Source organism: Allomuricauda sp. MMSF_3307, assembly GCF_030733585.1.
In the GTDB taxonomy this organism is placed as follows: domain Bacteria; phylum Bacteroidota; class Bacteroidia; order Flavobacteriales; family Flavobacteriaceae; genus Flagellimonas.
The window spans coordinates 838,880-861,575 of record NZ_JASHIQ010000001.1 but is presented as its reverse complement, the minus strand read 5'-3'; the positions used below and the strand labels follow the sequence as shown (position 1 = coordinate 861,575).

General features: G+C 42.0%; 22 protein-coding genes and 1 tRNA gene. 10 read left to right on the top strand and 13 right to left on the bottom strand.

Going from position 1 to position 22,696, the window contains the following annotated elements:
• Window positions 1-148 precede the first annotated feature (148 nt).
• The gene (locus RBB12_RS03835) at window positions 149-1,030 is read left to right on the top strand and encodes a sterol desaturase family protein (RefSeq protein ID WP_306012857.1); all 882 of its coding nucleotides are present in this window, start codon (window positions 149-151) and stop codon (window positions 1,028-1,030) included.
• On the opposite strand, the gene RBB12_RS03830 is transcribed toward RBB12_RS03835, so the two are convergent.
• The 6 genes from RBB12_RS03830 to RBB12_RS03805 form a co-directional block, all read right to left on the bottom strand.
• Window positions 1,027-2,028, bottom strand: coding sequence for a DUF3365 domain-containing protein (locus RBB12_RS03830; protein WP_306012856.1), 1,002 nt, complete (start codon window positions 2,026-2,028; stop codon window positions 1,027-1,029). The two genes, RBB12_RS03835 and RBB12_RS03830, sit on opposite strands and share 4 nt — an antisense overlap.
• Window positions 2,025-2,297: a heavy-metal-associated domain-containing protein gene (locus RBB12_RS03825; RefSeq protein ID WP_293288370.1), complete on the bottom strand. Its 273-nt coding sequence runs from the start codon at window positions 2,295-2,297 to the stop codon at window positions 2,025-2,027. Before RBB12_RS03825 ends, RBB12_RS03830 begins: the two co-directional genes overlap by 4 nt.
• A 15-nt stretch (window positions 2,298-2,312) precedes the next feature.
• Window positions 2,313-2,657 carry a rhodanese-like domain-containing protein gene (locus RBB12_RS03820; RefSeq protein ID WP_293281807.1) on the bottom strand — a complete coding sequence of 115 codons (345 nt, stop codon included), beginning with the start codon at window positions 2,655-2,657 and terminating at the stop codon, window positions 2,313-2,315.
• Window positions 2,658-2,762: 105 nt separating this feature from the next.
• Window positions 2,763-4,172, bottom strand: a complete 1,410-nt coding sequence (locus RBB12_RS03815; RefSeq protein ID WP_306012855.1) for a rhodanese-like domain-containing protein — start codon at window positions 4,170-4,172, stop codon at window positions 2,763-2,765.
• A gap of 56 nt (window positions 4,173-4,228) precedes the next feature.
• Window positions 4,229-5,962 (bottom strand): SulP family inorganic anion transporter, encoded by a 1,734-nt coding sequence (locus RBB12_RS03810; protein ID WP_306012854.1) that lies wholly within the window; start codon window positions 5,960-5,962, stop codon window positions 4,229-4,231.
• 63 nt (window positions 5,963-6,025) lie between these two features.
• Window positions 6,026-6,658 (bottom strand): Crp/Fnr family transcriptional regulator, encoded by a 633-nt coding sequence (locus tag RBB12_RS03805; protein ID WP_179383464.1) that lies wholly within the window; start codon window positions 6,656-6,658, stop codon window positions 6,026-6,028.
• 152 nt (window positions 6,659-6,810) lie between these two features.
• On the opposite strand from RBB12_RS03805, the gene RBB12_RS03800 reads away from it, so the two are divergent.
• Genes RBB12_RS03800 through RBB12_RS03790 form a run of 3 tightly spaced genes read left to right on the top strand, consistent with a single transcriptional unit; the run spans window position 6,811 to window position 11,344 of the window.
• The gene (locus RBB12_RS03800; protein ID WP_306012940.1) at window positions 6,811-8,292 is read left to right on the top strand and encodes a xylulokinase; all 1,482 of its coding nucleotides are present in this window, start codon (window positions 6,811-6,813) and stop codon (window positions 8,290-8,292) included.
• An 18-nt stretch (window positions 8,293-8,310) separates the two neighbouring features.
• Window positions 8,311-9,636: a xylose isomerase gene (gene xylA, locus RBB12_RS03795; protein ID WP_306012853.1), complete on the top strand. Its 1,326-nt coding sequence runs from the start codon at window positions 8,311-8,313 to the stop codon at window positions 9,634-9,636.
• 58 nt (window positions 9,637-9,694) lie between these two features.
• Window positions 9,695-11,344: a solute:sodium symporter family transporter gene (locus tag RBB12_RS03790; protein ID WP_306012852.1), complete on the top strand. Its 1,650-nt coding sequence runs from the start codon at window positions 9,695-9,697 to the stop codon at window positions 11,342-11,344.
• Window positions 11,345-11,395: 51 nt separating this feature from the next.
• On the opposite strand, the gene RBB12_RS03785 is transcribed toward RBB12_RS03790, so the two are convergent.
• Both RBB12_RS03785 and RBB12_RS03780 read right to left on the bottom strand, forming a co-directional pair.
• Window positions 11,396-12,088, bottom strand: a complete 693-nt coding sequence (locus RBB12_RS03785) for a LytTR family DNA-binding domain-containing protein (RefSeq protein ID WP_293281800.1) — start codon at window positions 12,086-12,088, stop codon at window positions 11,396-11,398.
• A gap of 3 nt (window positions 12,089-12,091) precedes the next feature.
• Entirely contained in the window at window positions 12,092-13,090 is a 999-nt protein-coding gene (locus tag RBB12_RS03780; protein WP_179383460.1) for a sensor histidine kinase, read from the bottom strand.
• A 263-nt stretch (window positions 13,091-13,353) separates the two neighbouring features.
• Between RBB12_RS03780 and RBB12_RS03775 the strand changes: the two genes are divergently transcribed.
• Window positions 13,354-13,914 carry a YceI family protein gene (locus RBB12_RS03775; protein ID WP_306012851.1) on the top strand — a complete coding sequence of 187 codons (561 nt, stop codon included), beginning with the start codon at window positions 13,354-13,356 and terminating at the stop codon, window positions 13,912-13,914.
• A 69-nt stretch (window positions 13,915-13,983) separates the two neighbouring features.
• On the top strand, window positions 13,984-14,493 hold the full coding sequence (locus RBB12_RS03770; protein WP_306012850.1) for a PepSY-associated TM helix domain-containing protein: 510 nt from the start codon (window positions 13,984-13,986) through the stop codon (window positions 14,491-14,493).
• 48 nt (window positions 14,494-14,541) lie between these two features.
• On the opposite strand, the gene RBB12_RS03765 is transcribed toward RBB12_RS03770, so the two are convergent.
• Window positions 14,542-15,330, bottom strand: coding sequence for a hypothetical protein (locus tag RBB12_RS03765; protein ID WP_306012849.1), 789 nt, complete (start codon window positions 15,328-15,330; stop codon window positions 14,542-14,544).
• A gap of 257 nt (window positions 15,331-15,587) precedes the next feature.
• On the opposite strand from RBB12_RS03765, the gene RBB12_RS03760 reads away from it, so the two are divergent.
• Window positions 15,588-16,034 (top strand): DUF4174 domain-containing protein, encoded by a 447-nt coding sequence (locus RBB12_RS03760; RefSeq protein ID WP_306012848.1) that lies wholly within the window; start codon window positions 15,588-15,590, stop codon window positions 16,032-16,034.
• Between the two features lie 56 nt (window positions 16,035-16,090).
• Here the strand turns inward: RBB12_RS03760 and RBB12_RS03755 are convergent, their stop codons facing one another.
• Together RBB12_RS03755 and RBB12_RS03750 are read right to left on the bottom strand one after the other, a co-directional pair.
• The gene (locus tag RBB12_RS03755; RefSeq protein WP_179383455.1) at window positions 16,091-16,570 is read right to left on the bottom strand and encodes a nucleotidyl transferase AbiEii/AbiGii toxin family protein; all 480 of its coding nucleotides are present in this window, start codon (window positions 16,568-16,570) and stop codon (window positions 16,091-16,093) included.
• Complete coding sequence (locus tag RBB12_RS03750) at window positions 16,567-16,749, bottom strand: hypothetical protein (protein WP_306012847.1); 183 nt, start codon at window positions 16,747-16,749, stop codon at window positions 16,567-16,569. The genes RBB12_RS03755 and RBB12_RS03750 overlap by 4 nt, the downstream gene beginning before the upstream one ends.
• 433 nt (window positions 16,750-17,182) lie before the next feature.
• On the opposite strand from RBB12_RS03750, the gene RBB12_RS03745 reads away from it, so the two are divergent.
• The 3 genes from RBB12_RS03745 to RBB12_RS03735 all read left to right on the top strand — a co-directional run bounded on the left by RBB12_RS03745 (window position 17,183) and on the right by RBB12_RS03735 (window position 21,035).
• On the top strand, window positions 17,183-17,977 hold the full coding sequence (locus RBB12_RS03745) for a hypothetical protein (RefSeq protein WP_306012846.1): 795 nt from the start codon (window positions 17,183-17,185) through the stop codon (window positions 17,975-17,977).
• Window positions 17,978-18,401: 424 nt separating this feature from the next.
• The gene (locus tag RBB12_RS03740; RefSeq protein ID WP_306012845.1) at window positions 18,402-19,136 is read left to right on the top strand and encodes a hypothetical protein; all 735 of its coding nucleotides are present in this window, start codon (window positions 18,402-18,404) and stop codon (window positions 19,134-19,136) included.
• Window positions 19,137-19,211: 75 nt separating this feature from the next.
• Window positions 19,212-21,035: a hypothetical protein gene (locus tag RBB12_RS03735; RefSeq protein WP_306012844.1), complete on the top strand. Its 1,824-nt coding sequence runs from the start codon at window positions 19,212-19,214 to the stop codon at window positions 21,033-21,035.
• 108 nt (window positions 21,036-21,143) lie between these two features.
• Here RBB12_RS03735 and RBB12_RS03730 read toward each other — a convergent pair.
• Together RBB12_RS03730 and rseP are read right to left on the bottom strand one after the other, a co-directional pair.
• A tRNA-Asn gene (locus RBB12_RS03730) sits at window positions 21,144-21,217 on the bottom strand.
• Window positions 21,218-21,286: 69 nt separating this feature from the next.
• Complete coding sequence (rseP, locus tag RBB12_RS03725; protein ID WP_306012843.1) at window positions 21,287-22,642, bottom strand: RIP metalloprotease RseP; 1,356 nt, start codon at window positions 22,640-22,642, stop codon at window positions 21,287-21,289.
• Window positions 22,643-22,696 lie beyond the last annotated feature (54 nt).

Here is a 22,696-nt window from a genome sequence, read left to right as displayed (position 1 = left end):
TATCCTTTTTTTGATTATCAAAGGATTACCTCAAAAATAAGGTTTCATGGAATCAACCATAGTAACCTTGGTTACACAGACGGTATTATTTTTAAAGTATTTTTGATATTGAATAAGTTTGATGCTGTTTGCTCGACAAATTTGGAGTATGTTCGATTATTTGGATGCCCTTATCAATGGATTTTTGGGAACGGTTCGCTGGACATGGAGGTCCGTTATTTTTGATGTTCCCTGGTACACCAATTATTTCTGGGGATTGATCATTATCTCTTTGTTGGTCTGGGGATTGGAGATTCTTTTCCCTTGGCGCAAGCAACAGTCCATTTTTAGAAAGGACTTTTGGCTGGATGCCTTTTACATGTTTTTCAACTTTTTTGTGTTTGCCATTGTCATCAGTGGGGTCTACAAACTATTGGGTGTTCTGTTTTCCGACATGGGCATCAGTTCACGAGCTTTGGCCATCGTAGATATGGGCGATTGGCCGCAGTGGATGCAATTGCTCCTCTTTTTTGTGGTTCTCGATTTTGTACAGTGGTTTACGCATGTTTTGTTGCACAGGTATCCGGTTTTATGGGAATTCCACAAAGTGCACCATAGCGTAAAGGAAATGGGGTTCGCGGCCCATCTGCGTTTTCATTGGATGGAAAATATCCTTTACAAACCACTAAAAACTTTGGGCGTGATGGTTCTGGGCGGTTTTGAGCCCGAACAGGCCTATATTGTGCATTTTGCCGCCATCGCCATCGGACATTTTAACCATGCGAACATAAAACTGACCTATGGTCCGCTCAAATATATTTTGAACAATCCGGTGATGCACCTATATCACCATGCCTACACCATTCCCAAAGGTTCCCACGGGGTAAATTTTGGCATTAGTCTTAGCATTTGGGATTATATTTTCAGAACCAATTATATTCCGGAAAGCGGTGGTCAAATCCAATTGGGTTTCCCTGGGGATGAAGCCCTGCCCAAAGGGTTTTGGGGACAATTGATTTATGGTTTCAAAAAACCGAAAAAAAAGGACTAATCCATTTTCTTCGGGGCATCAAAAACAATGCTCCAGATTCCCCGTACTTCGTCGGGTCCATATCCTGTGGCTCTATCTTGGGGATACAGCTCGGTTAGACTTGCGTGTACTTTTGGGGTTATGTGTTGTTCTGGAACTCCGTGGCAGTTCAAACACATGGTATTGGTTACGATGGGATAGTAGAAAAATACTTTTCCGTTCTCTTCCCTCAAAATAGGTTCAACGGAATTGCCTGCTGAAACCTGGGCCTTAAACGTTTCGATGTGAGTCAATTCTATATCATTTGCTTGATTGTTTGGGTTTCGAGGTTTATCCGATACCCTTTTGATGCGCGCATGGAAGTTGGTAGACATACTATCGGTCAGCGGGTAGGCCCTTTCATTACAAAAAGCTAAGGCCGCTTCTACCCCCTCATTTTGAATGGTGCCCATTAGGTTTTTACCAAGGACTTTTTTGGTCTCCATCGCATAATGCATTCCCAATTCCTTTGCGCCCGTTTCGGCTTGGGACGTTTCCGGCTTTTTACCTCGGTTGTAACGGGAGTCCCCTTTGCGGTCCATCCAATGTGCTTTGAACCATTCGGGCTCCTCAATTTGGTAATCGAACATGTACTCGGCAATCTTTCTTACCTCATTTTCTGGAAATTGTTGGGCTGGCATCAATCCAAACCTTCTGACGGCACCACGCATTTGGGTCTTATCTTCTGATGGTGATTTTACGAAGGCCATAATAGCATTCACAAAAGCCTCCCTTTCCTGATAACTTTCCAAATAATGAGCCTTAATGGCCACCATTGGCGGCCCAATTCTTTGACCTTTCTGTGCTGCGGACGAATTATGGCATAGATAACATTGATTTTCCATCAGCACTTTCCCTTCCTCTTTTTTAGGGGCGGTTTGTGCGATTGGTTCAGGCACTTCTCCATCCGAAGTTTTTGGTCCCTGTTTACAGGATAGCACCAGAAAAAAGACCGATATGGAAATCAAGGAGAATCTCATCCGTTGGACATTTTACCACTAGCGCAGCTCACAAACGATTTTGCCTTGTCCATAAAACCGTTTTCATCGTCTATTGTGGGATAGCCCATGCGCTTGAGGGCCTCTTTAACTAAGGAAGCTTCATCGGCGCTTTGATGGTCAAAGCTAACCGATGAGCTGTCCTTCTCCACAATCACCTCTTTAATTTCCTTTATACCGGAAAGTTTGTTGGATATGGTCTTTGCACATCCGCCACACTTCAGATTTTGTACTTGAAAAGTTGTTCTCATCTGCTTTTGTTCCGATTAATAACTCCAAGCGCTATAGCCGCCCCTGAGATCATAGATTTTTGAGAAACCAAGTTCCACCAATCTTTTGGCAGCTCTTTGGCTTCTATTCCCAGATTGACAATAGATATAAAGGGGAGTATCCTTTTTCATTTTGGCAACGGAAGCATCAAAAGCAGAACCTTGGAAAAAATCGATGTTCTTGGCTCCTTTAATGTGCCCGGACGCAAACTCTCTTTTGGTCCTCACATCCACCAGCTGTACTTTACCTTTGGAAATGGCTTCTTTATATGCTTCGCGGTCCAGAATCTTAATTTCATCTGGCAAGGTTTGTTCTTTGAACAAAAAACTGAATATTGACATAGTATCTTTATTTTGAGACACTAAAGTATCCCAAACTATCTATGCCGTCAGTAACGATGGTTACACAACCCGAACTTTTTTGAGATTATTTCCAAGGTAAGCACCTTATTTCAAAGTAGTAGGGCATACATAATCGGTAACCGGTATACCCGCTTTTTTGATGTCGGCAAAACCACCGGCAACATCAACTAAATTGTGGATTCCCCTACTTTTCAATATGGAGGAAGCAATCATACTGCGATATCCTCCGGCGCAGTGCACATAAAAAGTCTCTTTCTCCGGAAATTCCGATAAGTGATCATTGATGTAATCCAAGGGGGTCAAATGTGCATTTTCCACATGCTCGGCTTGGAATTCGGTTTCTTTTCGCACATCGTACACCGGCACCCCGTTTTCAATTCGTTTTTTCAACTCTTCGGCACTAACGCTTTCTACGGTGTCCACTTCCTTCCCGGCTGCCTTCCAAGCATCGATTCCGCCCTTTAGGTAACCCAAGGTGTGGTCAAAACCAACACGTGATAATCGGGTGATGGTCTCCTCTTCCCTTCCTTCTGGTGTTACCAAAAGGATGGGCTGCTTTACATCGGCGACCAATGCGCCTACCCATGGGGCAAAACTACCGTCCAACCCGATGAAAATGGACCGTGGCACATGTCCCTTTGCAAAATCGTCCTGATGACGGACGTCCAGCACAATGGCTCCTGTTTCGTTCGCCGCCACCTCAAAAGCTTCCGGTGTTAGGGACTGGGTTCCCCTTTCCAATATTTTGTCGATATCCTCGTAGCCTTCCTTGTTCATTTTTACATTGAGCGGGAAGTACTGTGGCGGTGGCAACAATCCATCGGTCACCTCTTTGATGAATTCATCCCTGGTCATGTCCGCCCTCAAGGCATAGTTCATTTTTTTCTGATTGCCCAGAGTATCTACCGTTTCTTTCATCATATTTTTTCCGCAAGCGGAACCGGCACCGTGGGCGGGATAAACGATTACGTCATCGGCCAAGGGCATAATTTTGGTTCTGAGGCTATCGAACAGTGTGCCTGCCAACTCTTCCTGTGTCATATGGGCCGCTTTTTGTGCCAAATCTGGCCGACCTACATCACCCAAGAACAAGGTGTCGCCACTAAATATGGCATGGTCTTTCCCCTGCTCGTCCCGCAATAAAAAAGTAGTGCTTTCCATGGTGTGACCCGGTGTATGTAGCGCAACAATGGTAATATTGCCCAACTGGAACTCTTGTCCATCTTCTGCAATAGTGGCATCAAAAGAGGGTTCCGCAGTCGGACCATACACTATGGGTGCTCCCGTTTCTTTGGATAGGGTCAAGTGGCCGCTCACAAAATCGGCATGGAAGTGGGTCTCAAAAATGTATTTGATTTTTGCCCCATTTTCCTTGGCGGTTTTTATGTAAGGGTCAACCTCTCGTAAAGGATCAATTATGGCAGCTTCGCCATTGCTTTCTATGTAGTAGGCACCTTGTGCAAGGCAACCTGTATAAATCTGTTCAATTTTCATCTCTTGTGGTTTTTATCAAAAATACGATTCTACGTCCTAAACTTCAGTGACCAAAGTTACAAAGTCTTGGTTTTTGATTGTAGGGACACTTTTTTCTGTATGTTGCTCAATGCCTTGGGATTATTACAGCAATCCACGGCATCGTAGGTTTGTGCAAATAAGTTTTCCTCTCCCAAAATATCGATTATGCCACTTGAATAGAGGATATCCCTTGTCGGGCCAATGGCTCCGGCAATCAAAAACTCAATTCCCTTCTCGCGAAGTTCCAAAATAATTCGTTCCAGCATTACCGAAGCGCTGCTATCGATATAATTGATAGGCTCCGCATTCAGGATAATAAACTTAAGCTGGGGGCCCTTCTTTTGAATTTGTTGATAGAGTTGCTTTTTGAAATAATCCTTGTTCCCAAAATACAGTTGTGCATCAAAGCGAATGATCAGCTTGTCGTCGTACACTTCCACATCTTCAGAAAAACGGTTCACATTTTTAAAATAGGCAGTGTCCTTGATTCTTCCCAAAACCGCTATGTGGGGGTTGGAAATCCGGTAGACCAACAACAAAAGGGAGAGCAATACTCCCAAGATGATTCCTTCGATAAGGCCAATGGACAAAGTCATCAAAAAGGTGGCGATCAGCAATAGGAACTCATCTTTCCGGTTTTTCCAGAGTTGCAGCGGGTACCTCAAATCGATAAGTCCAAACACCGAAACAATGATAATGGCCCCTAGCACTACGGTAGGAAGATTGTAGAAAAGCGGTGTCAAAAACAATAAAACCCCGGCCACCAAAAGCGCACTGAAAATCAGTGCCATGCCGGTGCGTGCCCCGGAGTGGTCGTTTATGGCGGTTCTTGAAAAGCTTCCTGAAACAGAAAATGACTGAAAGAACGAACCAAGAATGTTGGATAGTCCCAATGCCCGAAGCTCTTGGTTGGGGTCCAACTCATATTCTGGATGGCGTTCCTCCACAGTTTTAGCTATTGAAATGGATTCCATAAACCCAAATAGTGCCACGGTAATGGCTATGGGCAAAAACTGTCCTACCGCGTCCCATTGTATGCCGGGTAGTTGAAAACTGGGTAATCCCCATGGTATTTCACCGACTACTTTTATGCCTTTGGCCTCCAATCCCAACAGGGCTACCGACGCTATTCCTAAAACAACGACCAGTAAGGGTACAGGCAATTTTTTATTGAGTTTTTTTAGTCCAACAATAATCAATATCACCAAAATCCCTATGCCAAAGGTAAGGGGCTGAATATCCGTGAGACTCCCAAAAATACTTCCCAGAAGCACATGAATTTTACCGGATTGGGGCAAATCCACGCCCAGAATGTGCTTTAATTGTCCCAGACCGATTAAAATTGCGGCCGCAGAGGTAAATCCGCTGATAACAGGTTTGGACAAAAAATTGACAAAGAAGCCCATTTTTAAAATACCCAACAGCAGTTGAAAAAGTCCAATGAGAAGCGTCAAAAAGATGACTGCTGCAATATAGTCATGAATGTTGGCCAACTGCATGGCCCCAATCCCTGCTGCCACCAATAAGGAGTCCATTGCCACGGGACCGACGGCCAATTGCCTCGAAGTTCCGGTAAGCGCATACACCAATTGAGGCACCAATGCTGCGTACAGACCATAGATGGGTGGCATCCCCGCAATCATGGCATAGGCCATGCCTTGCGGAATCAATAGAATGCCCACGGTAAATCCGGCCACTAGGTCACCGTACAGGGTTGAACGGTCATAGCGGGTAATCCAGTTTAAAAAAGGGAAAATCCTTTTGAGCATGCAATCGGTTTTATACAAAAATAGGATGCCTGTTGGGTATCCTCAGTAACAAAGGGCACAAACCTACAAATCCACTACGTGGATGTAGTTTCTGTGGAGCACCAGCTTTTTCATCTTCTCCAGTTTCTTCAACAATCTGGAGATCACCACCCGTGAAGTATGCAAATCATAGGCGATTTCTTGGTGCGTATTTCGGATACGGTTATCGTTGGTGACCTCAACCTTCTTTTTAAGATAATCCACCAAACGTTGGTCCAAATTTTTAAAGGCAATGCTATCCACAGTCTGCAATAACTCGTTGAGCCGATTTTGATAGCTATCAAAAACATAGTTGCGCCACCCTTTATAATTCGCCATCCATTCTTCCATTTTTTGAACGGGAACCATCACCAGTCGGGTATCGGTTTCAGTAATGGCCCTGATTTCGCTTTTCGTATGCCCCATGCAGCAAGCCATGGTCACCGAACAGGTTTCCCCTTGTTCCAGATAATACAAGAGCAATTCATCCCCTTCCTCGTCCTCTCGCAAAACCTTTATGGCACCCGATAACAATAATGGCATACTCCTGATGTATTGGCCAATATCCATAATCGTTTCTCCCGCGGGCACTTCCATGAGTTTGCCCGTTTCGAGAATTTCATCGATCAGGGGCTGTTCAAAATAGTTGCCAAATGTGGCTGCAAGCTCTTCTTTCATGTTGTAAAAATACGCTGCTCTAAGGTAACCATTTTAGGAAAAATGAAACTGTACAACGGGCAATCCAACTAAGGAGTTTATGGAATTATGTTGATAACTAAGATGCACTTCACAATAATTGGCTATTTTCAATGCGAGTTTTCCATTGTAATATGTATTGGATAGGTTTCGACATAGGCAGTTCATCCATAAAAGCTGCATTGATCAATGCTGATAACGGGAGTCCTATTGATATGGTTCAATACCCCGAAAAGGAGATGTCCATCGCCTCCGCACAATCTGGCTGGGCAGAACAGGACCCACAAATGTGGTGGCAAAATCTTTGCAAAGCAACCCAAAACCTGATTTCAAAAAGTAACATAAACAAAAGTGAGATAAAAGGCATTGGCATATCTTATCAAATGCACGGATTGGTCATCGTGGACAAAAAGCTAGAACCCATTCGTCCCTCCATTATTTGGTGCGATAGTAGGGCAGTTGAAACCGGGGAGCAGTTGTTCCATAATGCTGGTGAGGAAAAATGCATAGACCATCTATTGAACGCTCCCGGTAACTTTACGCTATCCAAGCTCAAATGGGTAAAGAACAACGAGCCCGAAAACTATCAAAACATATACAAGTTTATGCTCCCGGGGGACTACATCGCTTTGCGACTGTCGGGAGAGTGCACCACCACCCCCTCGGGACTTTCCGAGGGAATCCTTTGGGATTTCAAGGAACATCAAATCGCCAAATGGCTGTTGGAAGAAGCGGGAATCGATACCTCCCTTGTCCCTGAAATCCGTCCCTCGTTCTCCGAACAGGGAAGGGTCAGCAAAAAGGGCGCCGAGGAATCCGGACTGCCCGAAGGCATTCCCATCATGTACCGTGCTGGGGACCAGCCCAACAATGCTTTGGCACTAAATGTTATGGAACCGGGCCAAATTGCCGCAACGGGGGGCACCTCCGGAGTGGTCTATGCCATCTCCGGCCAGCAAAGGACGCAAGAACATACCCGCATCAACAGTTTTGCCCATGTCAACCATTCCAAAGACGCTACCCGAATAGGCAAGCTGCTATGCATTAATGGGACAGGCATACAGTACAGTTGGATGAAAAACGAGCTTACCGATGGGCTTTCTTATAATGATATGAATCAAATAGCTGAAAAAGTAACTATCGGTTCGGATGGCCTTTCCATCCTTCCCTTTGGGAACGGTGCGGAGCGTATGTTGGAAAATCATGGGAAAGGTTCCCGCATCCTGAACCTCAATTTCAATATCCATAAAAAATCCCATCTGTTCCGGGCAGCCTTGGAGGGCATCGCCTTTGCCTTTGTGTACGGCATGGAAATCCTACAGAACGATGGGGTTGACATCGGCTCCATCAAGGCGGGCAACGACAATCTCTTTAGGGCCGGTATTTTTTCCAAGAGTGTGGCCACACTCTCCCAAAGCAAGATCGATATAGTGGAGACCACTGGTGCAGTGGGGGCTGCAAGGGCAGCAGCCTATGCCCATGGGGATTTTGCCAGCATTGGCGAAGCGACCGCTACCGACGCCGTGCAGCTGACCTACGAGCCCGAAAACAATATCAATGAATACCAAGAGGCCTATCAGATCTGGAAAGAGGCCCTGAACGAATATTTGGATTAACAACTGAACAAACATATCATGATCACAACAGGAGATAAAGAATTCTTTAAGGGAATCGGCAAGGTAGCGTTCGAAGGAAAATCCTCGGACAATCCCTTTGCCTTCAAGTACTATGACGAGAACAAAAAAGTGGGCACAAAGACCATGAAGGAGCATTTTAGGTTTGCCATTGCCTACTGGCATACCTTTACGGGCGTTGGAGGGGACCCTTTTGGAGCGCCTACCATGGATTTCCCTTGGCTCCAAAGCACTGATCCCATTCAACAGGCCAAGGACAAAATGGATGCAGCTTTTGAGTTCATCACCAAGATTGGGGCACCCTATTTCTGCTTTCATGATTTTGACTTGATAGACGAAGGTTCCAGCTTGGCGGAATCCGAAAAAAGATTGGAGATCATTACCGACTATGCCCAAGAGAAAATGAAGGCTTCCGGGGTAAAATTGCTATGGGGCACGGCCAACTGTTTCAGTCATCCGCGCTATATGAACGGTGCTGCCACCAATCCCGATTTTGATGTGGTGGCCGCTGCCGGTGCCCAGGTAAAAAATGCCCTTGATGCCACCATCAAACTGGGAGGCGAAAACTATGTTTTTTGGGGTGGTAGGGAAGGTTATATGTCCCTTTTGAACACCGACATGGGACGTGAACAGGACCACATGGCACGTTTTCTTCATATGGCCAAGGATTATGCCCGAAAACAGGGTTTTAAAGGGACCTTCTTCATTGAACCAAAACCTATGGAGCCTACCAAGCACCAGTATGATTTTGATGCGGCGACCGTAATCGGCTTCCTCACCAAATATGATCTTTTGGACGATTTTAAACTCAACATTGAGGTGAACCATGCCACTTTGGCCCAACACACCTTTGAACATGAGCTTCAGGTAGCGGCGGACAACGGCTTGCTGGGCAGCATCGATGCCAACAGGGGGGATTACCAGAACGGTTGGGACACCGACCAATTTCCCGTGGACGTCTACGAACTGACACAGGCCATGTTGGTCATCCTGCAAGCTGGGGGCTTCCAAGGTGGCGGAATCAACTTTGATGCGAAAATACGCAGGAACTCCACTGACCTAGAAGATATTTTCCATGCGCACATCGGGGGTATGGACGCCTTTGCAAGGGCCTTATTGGCCGCAAACGATATTTTGGAAAATTCCAAGTATCTTAGCCTACGTAAGAATCGCTACGCTTCATTTGATACTGGCTCTGGCAAGGCATTCGAGGAAGGTAAACTTTCATTGGAAGACCTTCGTCACTATGCGTTGGAGCATCAGGATATCAAAAAGAGAAGCGGACAACAAGAAATGTTCGAAAATATCATCAATCAATATATTTAATTTTATAACCAACTAAACAAACCGTTTTGGCCCATGCCAAGACATCAAAATCTAATTTATGGCACTTATTTCATTTTTGGGATTCACTCTTTTGGTGGGCATCATCTCGTGGTGGTCCGTTAGAAAAACCGATGAATCATCTTCTGACGGTTATTTTTTAGGAGGCAGAAGCCTTACCGCTGGAGTTATTGCAGGTTCGCTATTATTGACCAATTTGTCCACGGAACAAATCGTTGGGCTCAACGGGAGCGCCTACAAAGATGGGCTTTCCGTTATGGCCTGGGAAACCTTGGCAGCACTTGCCATCGTGGTCACGGCCCTGTTCTTGCTCCCAAGATATTTAAAGGGCGGACTCACCACAGTACCGCAGTTTTTGGCCAAACGTTTTGATGTCAGCACCAAGACCATCACATCCGGCTTGTTCTTAACCGGCTACGTAGTGGTACTGTTACCTGTGATATTGTATTCCGGTTCGGTCGCCATCAGCGGAATGTTCGACGTTCCCCAACTCCTTGGCGTTTCGGACTCCACGGCCCTTGTGATTTGTATTTGGGGCATTGGCATCATAGGTTCCATTTATGCAGTTTTTGGAGGATTGAAAGCCGTTGCGGTATCGGATAGTATCAACGCTGTCGGTCTTATTGTAGGAGGTATATTGATTCCCATTTTTGGTTTGATGGCTATTGGCGACGGAAGTGTTTTTGGGGGACTTGAAACCTTGATGAACGCAAATCCCGAGCGTTTTGATTCCACCGGAAATCCCGGTCAAGAAGTACCTTTTTCTACCATATTTACCGGAATGATGCTGGTACAGCTCTTCTATTGGGGGACCAACCAACAGATCATTCAACGTGGATTGGGCGCCAAAAACCTAGCGGAGGGCCAAAAAGGACTGTTACTGGCCGCTTTTCTAAAGATTTTGGGACCCATCATCCTCGTGCTGCCAGGTATGATCGCCTACTACTATTTTGAGGGCGGACTTGCCAGTAGCGACCTTGCATATCCGGAACTGGTCCGGGCCGTATTGCCCAAACCGTTGATGGGCTTTTTCGCAGCTGTCCTGTTCGGAGCTATTTTGAGCTCATTCAATAGTGTACTCAACAGTTCTGTCACGCTCTTCGGGATAGACATCTATAAACAACATTTAAACAAGGATGCTTCAGAAATGACCGTGGTAAAATATGGGAAGGTCTTTGGCGTTTGTTTGGCCCTAGCAGCCATGTTCATTGCTCCGCTGATCGCAAATGCTGGCAGTTTGTTCAACTATCTACAGGAAATCAACGGAATTTACAGTATTCCGATTTTCACCATTATTGTAGTGGGTTACCTCACAAAAAGAGTTCCTGCCATTGCCGCTAAAATTGGTATTCTTTCGGGGTCTACCCTTTACATCATCAGCCAATTTATCATTGGGCCAAAAATGGTGGCAAATGCACTTGCCGAGGCCAAGGCCAATGGAATCACGGACCCTGCCGAGCTCAATTTGATCGAGGCTGGAGCGTATCCCCATTATTTGCACGTAATGGCGATATTGTTTGTGTCCAACATCATCATTATGCTGCTTATTGGAAAGTTCTATCCGAGAAAGGAGCCGTTCCAACTGGAATACACCAAACAAGTTTCCATAGAACCTTGGAAACACGTAAAATTGGCCAGTGGATGTATCGCTTTTATCGTAATTGCGATCTATATCTATTTTGCCAAGTAAGGTAGATATACAAGCTAACTAAAAAAGGCCGGGGTTCTACCCGGTCTTTTTTTATGGTAAGATGCTTTTCAAAAAATTATCCTTGTACGCCCTGCCCATGGGGATTTTAGCGCCATTGGTAAGCGATACCAAATTTCCCGAGATACGGTCTATCTTTTGGGTATTGATGATGTGGGATTTATGTATTTGGTAAAAATGATTCCCTCCCAAGACGTCGACCCAGTGACGTAGGGATTCATTGGAAAGTATTTTCTTGTCGGCCAAATGAATCTCCGTATAGTCGGAATCCGAAGTAATCGAATAAATATCGTTTATCAGGACCTTGATGTGTTCGTGGCTGGACTTCACGTAGATTTCCGTAAGGGGAACACCTCCACTCTTTGAGCCCTCTTGCTCGTATTTGGCGTTCACCTTGTTCACGGCCTGCAAAAAGCGTTGAAAGGAAAAAGGCTTTAACAGATAGTCCACCACATTAAGGTCATATCCCTCCAAAGCATACTCCGAAAATGCCGTGGTCAAAATAACATTGGGCGGATTGGGAATGCTTTTCAGAAAATCCAACCCATTGATCTTGGGCAGATGGATATCCAAGAACATCAGATCCACAGATTCGGTGTTCAGGAACTCCATTGCCTTTAGTCCATCGGAAAAGACTTCTACCAATTGCAGCGTGGGTACATCTTGGATAAATTTTCGCAATATGCGCTGGGCCGGCGGCTGATCTTCAACAATGATACATCTCATAACCTACACTTTTTCCAATTCCAGCTTCAGGTACACATGGTAGCTGTTATCGGCTTCTTCAATCTGCAAAATATGCTTTTTTGGATAAAGCAGCTCCAATCGCTTTTTTACATTTTTGAGGCCAATGCCCTTGGCCACACTGTCCAAACTAAACCCAGGTTCGTAGTTATTCCTGCAATGGAATTCCAAATAGGAATTTTTCAGTTTTACCGAAATGTCGATTTTAATATCCGATGACTGACCTGACTGGCTGTGCTTAAAGGCATTTTCGATAAATACGATCAAAATTAAAGGCGCTATCCTGTAATCTCCTTTAATGTCATCCACATCAAAATGTACCTCTCCCCTGTCCTCGATCTGTAATTTGTACAATCGGATAAAGTTGCCCAACTGCTCCAGCTCCTTTTTGAGCGGAACCAGCTTTTCCTTGGACTCGTAGAGCATATATCTGAGGACTCCGCTCATCTCCAGAATAATCTCGGGGGTCTTTGGCGATTCCTGAAGCGCATACGAATACAGATTATTCAGGTTGTTGAACAAAAAATGGGGATTGATTTGGCTACGGAGAAACTGTAACTCACTTTCTTGTATGGTGGATTCCAGTTCATCAATTTGGGCTTGTTTTTTTAAGGCGTCCCACCCAAACTTAAAGCCAGATAAAATACACATGACCGGCAATACCCCTAGCAGCGAGATATAGATGCCAGGAAAAGTCCTTCCCCGTTCGGAATCTGGAAATATAATAGGTTCCAGCACCAGTTCCTCTATCAGAATAACAACGGCAACCACAATGGCGGCTCCTACAAAAAACTGCCAGTACTTTTTACGATACAGAAAATGGGGCATTAAATAGTACGTTACAGAGACTGTGGCCAGACTGTAAAAAGTCAAAAAAATGGCCCTGTGCACCATAATGGCACCCGTATTTCTGTTGAACGAAAAGAACAGCAGCACCAAGATGTGCAGTACAATTTGAAAAAGAAGCTCCTTGCGAGAAATCAATACACTTAAATTAGTAAATCCAAAACTAGAGATAAAACTCGGGTAAAAGAAAAGCAGTTTTATCAACAACCAACTTTAGCCTGTCAACGACATTTCTCCCATCACATTTCTTAATTTATTGGTTGATTGGGGGTTAAGCCCCGTTGTTCGCAGAAAATATTTAGATTTTCGCACCAGTTTCTCCATCTTTAGTCCAAATCACAGGAGAAAGTGGCAATCCTTTCCCTATGTGAACATCATTACGAACACTAAAATCATACATTATGAAAAAATTATTTCTTGCAATGGCATTTTTGACCGGCTTGATCGTCAGTGCCCAATCTACATGGAAATCGGACCCAGCACATTCCAAGGTCGGTTTTGGCATTACCCACCTTATGATTTCACAAGTTGAAGGACTTTTTAGCGATTTTGAAGTAACAGCAACGGCCACCGAATCCTTTGATGATGCGACATTCTCTGTGGACATTAAAACGGCAAGTATCGACACCGACAATGAGAGACGCGACAACCATTTGAAGAGCCCAGACTTTTTTGATGCCGAAACATATCCCTCCATCACCTTTGAGAGCACCAGTTTTGAGAAAACAGGAGACAAGACATTTAAGGTCATGGGAGACCTTACCATACACGGAACCACCAAAAAGGTGACCTTGGAAGGAACAGTGAACGGTATCATCACCGATCAACGGAGCAATAAATTAAAGGCAGGACTAAAGCTTACCGGAACCATCAATCGATTGGAGTTTGGTGTCGGGGAAGAGTCGGCTTCCATAGGAAACGAGGTAGACATGACCATTCACTTGGAAATGGCCCAACAATAAACGAAATTTACAACCTATTGACAAGAAAGGCCCAATTGGCCTTTCTTCTTTATTTACAACAAACTTAACATGGGAAGAAAATCAGAAAACACGTTTAGGGAATTCCACCGCTATTTGGGGTTCTTTTTGGCCGGAATTATGGCCGTTTACGCCATTAGTGGCATTGTACTTACGTTCCGAAACACCGATTATTTGAAAACCGAATATCAGGTAGAAAAAACATTGGAACCCAATATGCAGGAAGAGGCTTTGGGCTCCGCTTTGCGCAAAAGAGGCTTCAAGGTGGACAAAACCGAGGGTGATATGGTATATTTTGATGGCGGCACCTACAATATGAAAACAGGTGAGGCATCCTACACGGAAAAACGTTTGCCCGCTATTTTGGAAAGCATGAACAAACTGCACAAGATGCACACTGGAAATCCATTGTTCTGGTTGGGTATCTTTTTTGGGATAGCCCTACTATTTTTTGCGGTTTCAGCGTTTTTTATGTTTCGTCCCTCCGCTCCCATTTATAAAAAGGGACTGTATTTTGCCGCGGCAGGTTTTCTGCTGACGATAGTCCTGCTATTGGTATAAACATAAAAGCCACCGAATTCGGTGGCTTTCTTTTTGTATGCTCCCACGCTAAGGATTGATGCCCAAATAGGCTACTGCCTCTTCATAGGTCATCTTTTTTAGGTTTTCGATGGTGCCTTTGCCCAATGCACCCGATGGGGCCAATACATATCTGAGACTTATTTCAAGTTCCTCATCCTTCCCCATTGAGACTCCCTTGAACACTTCGTTGTTCATGATAATCGATTCCGAATAAATGGATATCAAGATATTTCCTGGAGAGAACGAATAATCAAAAACGTCTTTGCCAATTTCATCTTCATTATAAAAAACGATGACCTGTTGTGGCAGAGAAACGATATTATCCGTATTAGGCACTGTTTCCGTCCCGTTTGATCCATAAATGTAGATCTGGGCATAAACCAACACCACGCCACCATTGGCAATATCCTCTGTTAATTGGGGAACATCCCAATTATAGGTCAGTAAAGGGTGACTATCCGAGTATTCGAACAAATCAAGTACAGCAGGCACATGTAACCAATCACTGGCAATTACGTTCATGTTGCCATCCACCCCATCGACCCCATCGGTGCCCGGAGTGCCTTGCTCTCCTTGCGGACCCTGCTCGCCCTGAGGTCCCTGCTCGCCCTGAGGTCCCTGCTCACCTTGGGGGCCAGGATCTCCTTGTTCCCCTTGAGGTCCTTGTGGCCCGGGATCACCCTGAGGCCCTACCTCGCCTTGTTCGCCTTGAGGTCCCATGAGACCATCGGCCCCATCTTCAACAGAACAGGAAAAATGTAAACAAATGGATGCAGTGACCATGGTAGCGATTGCTAATTTTCTATATAACTTCATAGTACAGTTTGGTTTTTATGTTACGATGCCTACAACGTCCTCATTTTTCAAATTGTTATGAATTATCTTACAATTTGTTGTGTCTTATCCTATAGTTGTTGTGTAAAGGCAAGTTGTATGAAGTATTTTTTTTTAAATCATACACGGGATATGCAAAACCACTTACCTCAAAAAATATGACTAACTTTTAAGGGGTATCCCGAATAGTTGTTATCCACCATAGAAGTAATGCCCCTACATACCAAAAAATGAATTCGATGAAGAATCCACTCATATTAAAAATCCTCATTTTGATGAGTTATTTTGCTACTAAACCGATGTCCGCCCAAAACTTGGACAATCATAAATGGAAACATAGAATCCTTATCGTAAAAACCGCTGTTGACCATTCTGAAAGATTCGCAGACCAGCTATTGGAATTCAAGGACTCGAATAAGGAACTAAGGGAACGAAAACTGGTGCTGTATGCCATTCGGCAAGATGAATTCTCTTTTACGGATTATACCAACAACATGGAGAATTACACCGGAAAACTTCTTGAAAAAGGAATCAAACCCATGCTAAATGCAAACGAAGCGTTTGAGATCATCCTTATTGGCCTGGACGGCGGAATCAAACTTCGAAAAAATGATATCGTTTCCCAAGAAGAGCTATTTAGCACCATAGATGCCATGCCCATGCGAAGAAATGAAATGAGGAATTGAGCAAAGAGATTAGGCAGATAAATCCACCTTTGATTTAAAAGAAGAGCAGGGCTTTTCTAGTTACTTTTATTGTTGATTCGCTTCAGTTGTTGGACATCGGCCAAATCCTTGGGCCTTCCTGATTTTATCTTACTTGTAATCAAATCATCAAGACTCAACACTTTCCACTTAAGATGGGGTTGGTCTTCCAACGAAGCCTCTTCAGCATCTTTATAAGCTTGGTCGAAGCTTTTGATTACGGAAAAATTGGTGATAAGTTCTAGGTTGAGGTCGGCTGGTGAGAATTTAATGGAAATGTTTTGGCGTCCATCCTTCACTTCCTTGGGGAAATCTTCAATCTCATATCCCATCTCATTGAACACTTTTATCAACCTTTTAAAATTTTCTTCCTTGGAATCTATCCAGAAATCAACGTCGGCAGAATGTCTTTGATGCCCGTGAAAATTGACGGCACCACCACCTACCATGAGCATCCGAACCCCATGTTTGTGGGTCATTTCCAAAAAAAGGTCGATATCCTCTTTCCATTGTCTCATTTACCTGTAGTAATTTGGATGGTGAAGTTATTCCCATCGTCTTTGGCCTTTGTCGGAAATCGGTTGATGCGCTGCATCAGATTTAAGAAACGGTAAATCCGCTCAATGGGGGTGAGCTCCAAGAAATTCCTTTCTTGTTCCTGATTGGATTCATTCTTGGTACGAAATTGTACTTCCATTTTTCAATCAATTGGTATTCTGGAATATAAAGATATTACAAATTGATCAGAGCCAAGTTTAAAAACGAATGCGCCTATGAGGTGAAGATTTTTTTGGGGCTAGACTTTAAAAACGATTCCCAAATATCCTGTCTGTCTTCCAATAAAAAAGGCTCCAGAGTAAGATTTTCCCTGAAGCCTTGCTGTCTCTGCTCCCCCTACTTTACTTTTCTCGAACCAATTTTTGGAAGATTCCCGTAAACTCTATGAGTTGAAGGGTTTGATTGATTTAGATAATTTTTCTAATCTCAACGAATCCGCATGATTACATCCCTTAGTAATATTGAACACTAAAAAACACCCTCATTTCCTAAGTCAAGAACCCATAGTGACAGTTTATCCAAATTTTTTTGATTTAATCGGTTTTATACTTTAATTCGTTAAAAATACAATTGTGAGAAATACTTTACTTTTTTTAACCGCATTACTTTTCCTTTCTTGTTCTTCAAATTCAGAGGAAGATGAAAGCTCAAATAAAACATTCGATTTGTCAATTGATTTGGAAAGAAGTGTCTACGGCGTTGACGAAAGAATAACAATCAATGCATTTGCTTCAGTAGAAATGTCTGCTGGATGCATTAAATCCGCATCCTTCTATGAAAGTTCATCACCAGTTAGAACGTGTTTGCTCACTGATGTTGGCAAAAGTTTTCAGTTAAATTTTAGTTTTCAAGAAGGTGGCACTAAAACCTTTGTTATTGAAGGTCAAACCTCGGACGGTAAAATAAGCACACTTGAAAGACAAATAGAAATCGACTCAACAACAAATACAGTAAGAATTTCAAAAATAACACTCAATTCATTTCCAAATATCGGTAAAGCCTGGGATGAGACAGAATCTGATACAGACCCTGAGCGTCTAGCAGATTTATATTTTCAAATCAATAAGAGGTCAATCGATTTGACCGTAGGAGACAATGCCCCCGAGTACAAATTCATTGATTTGTCATTTTCAGAAATACATGAAAACGAAAGCAGTTTAGTATGGGAATTTAATGATAAGGAATTGTTATTCAGCAAAGACAATTTTTTATATTTCAAATTGTTTGAATTTGATGGTGAACAAGGTAGCAATGAAGAATTTGCTAACACCTTGATTACAATGAGCGACTATGCTAATCAAAAGCCCAATCAAATCAATATAGTTGAAGGTCTACTGGACATTACAATGGACGTTGAATGGTATTAAATCAAAATTTCTACCTACATAAAATAATCGGTAATTTATATTGGCGTATCTCGCGTACAGTAACAGATACCCAAATATCAACCATCAAATAGAAACAGAATCATATCTCCCCATCTAATCGCGCGCGGAAAATTCGGACTTACTTAATTCTTTTCAGAATTTGATTAATCAATCTTCTATGGAAAAGCAACCAACAAGCGCGAAGGAAGAATTATAAATAATCTTTTTTTAACTTACCAATTCAGTTAATTAATTTAAACTGAATCCAGAATCATTGATGATTTTTAAAAGTCTTTTTTAAGCACTAAAAAGTGAAACACTACATCTGGGCGAGGCAGGTTTGAAAACCAATAATTATAATTATAACTGTTTCATTTTCTGACACTCATTGAGTTAAATATTTTTATCTTCAGGAAAAATAAATATGGCAAGTTTTGTATGGGATAGAGACCCACAAGAAGCATTAAACCATCCTTTTGAATACCATGCTCAAGAGCAATTTTACAGAGAAGCAACAGCTTTAACAGAGAAATTAGCCCAAAAGCTTTGTGACGACTTTCAATATACCCGCCAAGATAGATCATTGGAAAAGGCAACATGGATGCTGCAAACAGATTGCTTACACGCATTTAAAGATGCTGTACTTCTTCTTAAACAAGAGAAACATCGGGTAGCAAGTAGGTTATTTCGAGACATCCTAGAAACCGTTCACCTAATTGAATTTTTAAACAGTGATAATTTATCTGCTAAAAAATCTTTGTCAATATGGTATGATGACCAACTAATCATGCATCGTGAGTATAGGAAATATATTGAAAAGAATTACGGGCAAGAGCAATCTGAGTTAGCAAAAACTTACCATAGAATTTTTTCAAAGTTTACTCATCGAAGCTACAAAATTCTTCTGTATGGCTATATTTTAGGTTCAGAAGATCGGATAATATATGATGAGAAATGGAAACTCAAACAAACCATTTCAATGTATTATGCTTATTTAGGTCACTTTGGCAGATTGATGGTTAAGAACCTTAAAAACTTTGGAAATTTATCTCCTACACAAGTAGAATCAATTTGGGAGGAATCAATGGAAGCTAAACAAAATCCTAGGGGCTATTTAAGTGACGAAGATTTAAAATTTCTTGGAATTGAGGAAGAATAAAATAGTGATATACTAGGGTTTTTTTACCCAAAATTCAATGCGCTTCAACTTTATATCAAGATTAATATTGGAATTATGTTTTTAAATCCATTTTTAAAACCATTCTCATGGTTAGACCTTAGCAGACAAAAAACATGGCTACAAAGAAATTATAATTGGACTATCCCTCCTGTTTTATATTGTCTTCTTTGGTGGACACCCATTGTTGACAAATTTGGGTTTATTCCTGATTATTTGCAATTAATCAATGTTGATCCAAGAGAATATTTTGGATTGATAATCGGCGCCATCTCTTCAATTTTAGGAATTTTGATGGCTGTTGTTCTTTTGTATGTTGAATTCTCAAATGAGAGATTAGTACAAAACAAACTACTTAATCCAATTGACAATACTCTTACCAGAAACGCACTATTAGCCTCCATAAATCTAATTGTACTATCCTTTGTCTCTTATAGCCACATTTCATCATTTACTGAATCAACTGACTTAACACTTGGTTATCTAATTGGGGTCTTCTTTATATCCTATATAATTCTAGTCTTTCCAACAGTAAAATCAATTGTTTCAAAAAGCAGCAATCTCAAACAGAATTTAGAAATTATTGAGACGCTAAAAATCGACTCATTCAGGGATATATCCACCTACCATGGTGGTTATTTCAACGATGATAATAAATTAAAAAACCTTAGGATGGAAATTGACAATTACATTCTGTCCAATAATATAAATGAGTATACGAGGCTTCATAATGAACTATTGGACAAAGCATTATCAATTATTAACAACAATCCAATTAGGTCAAACTGTTCAACAGTATTTGCCGCATTAAGGCTTATCTGGTTTGAAAATTCAAAAACGGCTATTAGAGTTAATGATTTTTATTTTTTTGAATTAATATGGTCTTTAACTAAAAAGATATTTCACTACTTCGCAATAAATAAATTACCTCTATTAAACTTAAATGAAATAGCATATTTCTTGGAAATGGATTTCTTCGAGTTGCATGAAAAGCTAAATGATCCTATACCATTAACAACATCTATGGATGCCATCGAGTTTGCCTTTTTCCAAAATCTAATAAATAATTGTCCTGATGAAAGCAAAATCTGGAAGATTCAAATGTATTATGACGGTGAAGTTGACGAAATGACAACGGAACTCCGTGAGGCTTCCATTCAATGGGATAAAATAAGTGAAATTGTTTTTCTTATGAATAAGGTCCAAGAAGCGGCTATAAACATAAAAGCACGGACCTTATTTGAGGATTGTACCAGAAGAATTAATTCGATAGTTCAAAGATTAACAGAGCCAAGTATTCAAATTGGTGATAGAGCCCGATCTTTTTTAATTCAACGAATTTTTTCTAGTTCTTTCTATTATTCGGATATGGCTGTGGAAAAAGGACTTTTTGAAACCACCTATCCAAGCTTTGACGTACCCAATTATCTACTTCAGAATATTATTAGATCTAATGAAATTATTGAGAAGGACTTAGGTGCTATTTTATCCTCACTATCGGATTATGTTATTATAAATTATAAAAGATCCACTTTGGACGTATCAGTAGGGGTTGGGACACTTAATGAATATTGTATGATTCCCAATCTTATTATTGAGCAATATAAATCTAACAAGTTGGCTAAAAAAGCAGTGGACTATATTATTAGCGTCATTGAACATCTGAAGAAATATACAGAAGAAAATAACCTAATTGATAAACATGCTCAGGGCTATATGTTACTTAAAATTCACATAAAAAACTATAGTAGAATTGCTGTTGAGAATACTGGTTTTAATCCCAAAAAGAAACCTGTGAAAAAATGGAGGAAAATTCTAAAAAAATTTAAAAAGGTTACTCAAGAGAGGTCCTTTGCTATAGTAAAATGGGGTGAGAAATAAGAGTATTCTTAAACAATAGAACCTCACTATTTGCTTTTAGTGTTACAAATGTGTTACAATAAAAAACAAAAAATGGGCTACGTTTCCGTAACCCATTGACTTACTAAGCTCCCCCTCTTGGGCTCGAACCAAGGACCCTCTGATTAACAGTCAGATGCTCTAACCAACTGAGCTAAGGAGGAATATTTTACCTTAAGCGGGTGCAAATATAATGGATTCTTTTTTACACCACAAACAAAAAAATTGGTTTTCTATTTAAACAACCATTTATACAAATCGTTGCCATTGGCAAACAGCAACAAAGCAATCAATAAAAAGAAGCCGACCATTTGGGCATACTCCAAAAACTTGTCGCTCGGTTTACGACCCGTAACCATTTCGTACAGCAGGAACATTACGTGTCCACCATCCAAGGCAGGAATCGGCAAAATGTTCATAAAGGCCAAAATAATGGAAATAAAGGCCGTTGTTGCCCAAAAAGCTGGCCAGTTCCAAGTGTCGGGGAACATACCGCCAATGGCTGCAAAACCTCCCACACCTTTATAGGCTCCTGTCTCTGGATTAAAAATCTTCTTGAGCTGCTTCATGTAACTGGAAAGTGTAGAAACTCCTTTGTTGATACCCGCTGGAATGGATTCCAAAAACGAATAGGTCTCCGTCTCCACCTTTAAAATCCCTCTTTGTTCCATCTCTTCCATGGTGAAGGGTGCCGTCACAATCCCCAATTTACCATCACTGCTTACCGATGCGGTAACTTGCCCCTCTGAACCATCTTCCCGACGAACCAGTACATTGATATCCTTACCTTTGTTCTGTTCCAATTGATCCATCACTTGGTCCCGATAAACCGCAGGTTCCCCATTGATGGCCAAAAACTCATCCTTTGGTCTAAATCCGGCATTCTTGTTATGTGAAGTATCAGGAACGTTGTTTACCATAAATGGCGACCGATAAAACAAAAACCGAACCTTATCCTCATCCTCGATCATGGTAGAGATAAAGTCAACTGGTATTTCCTTTTCAATGCGCTCTCCGTCCCTTTCTATGGTAATGCGGTTTCCATTGATCAACTCAATAAAAACGCTATTAAACGATTTCAGCTCTTCACCATCCACAGCAATGATCTTGTCCCCTGTTTGGATGCCCACTTCATCGCCTATTTCCTTTTCTAGTACCCACACACCATCTTTTAGACTGTTCATGGGAATATACTGTTCACCATAGGTATAGGCCATACCAATATAAATGATGACGGCCAACACGAAATTTACGGTTACACCCCCCAGCATAATGATCAAACGCTGCCAAGCTGGCTTGCTTCGGAATTCCCAAGGCTTGGGTTCTTGCTTCATCTGTTCCTTGTCCATGCTCTCATCGATCATACCGGATATTTTTACATATCCGCCCAAGGGTAGCCAACCAATACCATAAACCGTTTCGCCTATTTTCTTTTTGAAGAGGGAAAATTTCACGTCAAAAAAGAGGTAAAACTTCTCTACCCTGGTCTTGAACAGCTTCGCTGGGATAAAGTGGCCCAGCTCGTGCAGCACGATCAAAAGCGATAAGCTCAAAAAGAATTGTATGGTCTTTATAACTATAGGGGTCATCCGTCGTGTTTTGTTAAAACCAACAAAAGTAACCTTTTAGGGATTGATAAAAAA

Bases quoted from the DNA above. Each gene is read 5' to 3' on its own strand.
- RBB12_RS03835 (WP_306012857.1), top strand. From the start codon at position 149: ATGTTCGATTATTTGGATGCCCTTATCAATGGATTTTTGGGAACGGTT.
- RBB12_RS03830 (WP_306012856.1), bottom strand. From the start codon at position 2,028: ATGAGATTCTCCTTGATTTCCATATCGGTCTTTTTTCTGGTGCTATCC.
- RBB12_RS03825 (WP_293288370.1), bottom strand. From the start codon at position 2,297: ATGAGAACAACTTTTCAAGTACAAAATCTGAAGTGTGGCGGATGTGCA.
- RBB12_RS03820 (WP_293281807.1), bottom strand. From the start codon at position 2,657: ATGTCAATATTCAGTTTTTTGTTCAAAGAACAAACCTTGCCAGATGAA.
- RBB12_RS03815 (WP_306012855.1), bottom strand. From the start codon at position 4,172: ATGAAAATTGAACAGATTTATACAGGTTGCCTTGCACAAGGTGCCTAC.
- RBB12_RS03810 (WP_306012854.1), bottom strand. From the start codon at position 5,962: ATGCTCAAAAGGATTTTCCCTTTTTTAAACTGGATTACCCGCTATGAC.
- RBB12_RS03805 (WP_179383464.1), bottom strand. From the start codon at position 6,658: ATGAAAGAAGAGCTTGCAGCCACATTTGGCAACTATTTTGAACAGCCC.
- RBB12_RS03800 (WP_306012940.1), top strand. From the start codon at position 6,811: ATGTATTGGATAGGTTTCGACATAGGCAGTTCATCCATAAAAGCTGCA.
- xylA (WP_306012853.1), top strand. From the start codon at position 8,311: ATGATCACAACAGGAGATAAAGAATTCTTTAAGGGAATCGGCAAGGTA.
- RBB12_RS03790 (WP_306012852.1), top strand. From the start codon at position 9,695: ATGGCACTTATTTCATTTTTGGGATTCACTCTTTTGGTGGGCATCATC.
- RBB12_RS03785 (WP_293281800.1), bottom strand. From the start codon at position 12,088: ATGAGATGTATCATTGTTGAAGATCAGCCGCCGGCCCAGCGCATATTG.
- RBB12_RS03775 (WP_306012851.1), top strand. From the start codon at position 13,354: ATGAAAAAATTATTTCTTGCAATGGCATTTTTGACCGGCTTGATCGTC.
- RBB12_RS03770 (WP_306012850.1), top strand. From the start codon at position 13,984: ATGGGAAGAAAATCAGAAAACACGTTTAGGGAATTCCACCGCTATTTG.
- RBB12_RS03765 (WP_306012849.1), bottom strand. From the start codon at position 15,330: ATGAAGTTATATAGAAAATTAGCAATCGCTACCATGGTCACTGCATCC.
- RBB12_RS03760 (WP_306012848.1), top strand. From the start codon at position 15,588: ATGAAGAATCCACTCATATTAAAAATCCTCATTTTGATGAGTTATTTT.
- RBB12_RS03755 (WP_179383455.1), bottom strand. From the start codon at position 16,570: ATGAGACAATGGAAAGAGGATATCGACCTTTTTTTGGAAATGACCCAC.
- RBB12_RS03750 (WP_306012847.1), bottom strand. From the start codon at position 16,749: ATGGAAGTACAATTTCGTACCAAGAATGAATCCAATCAGGAACAAGAA.
- RBB12_RS03740 (WP_306012845.1), top strand. From the start codon at position 18,402: ATGGCAAGTTTTGTATGGGATAGAGACCCACAAGAAGCATTAAACCAT.
- RBB12_RS03735 (WP_306012844.1), top strand. From the start codon at position 19,212: ATGTTTTTAAATCCATTTTTAAAACCATTCTCATGGTTAGACCTTAGC.
- rseP (WP_306012843.1), bottom strand. From the start codon at position 22,642: ATGACCCCTATAGTTATAAAGACCATACAATTCTTTTTGAGCTTATCG.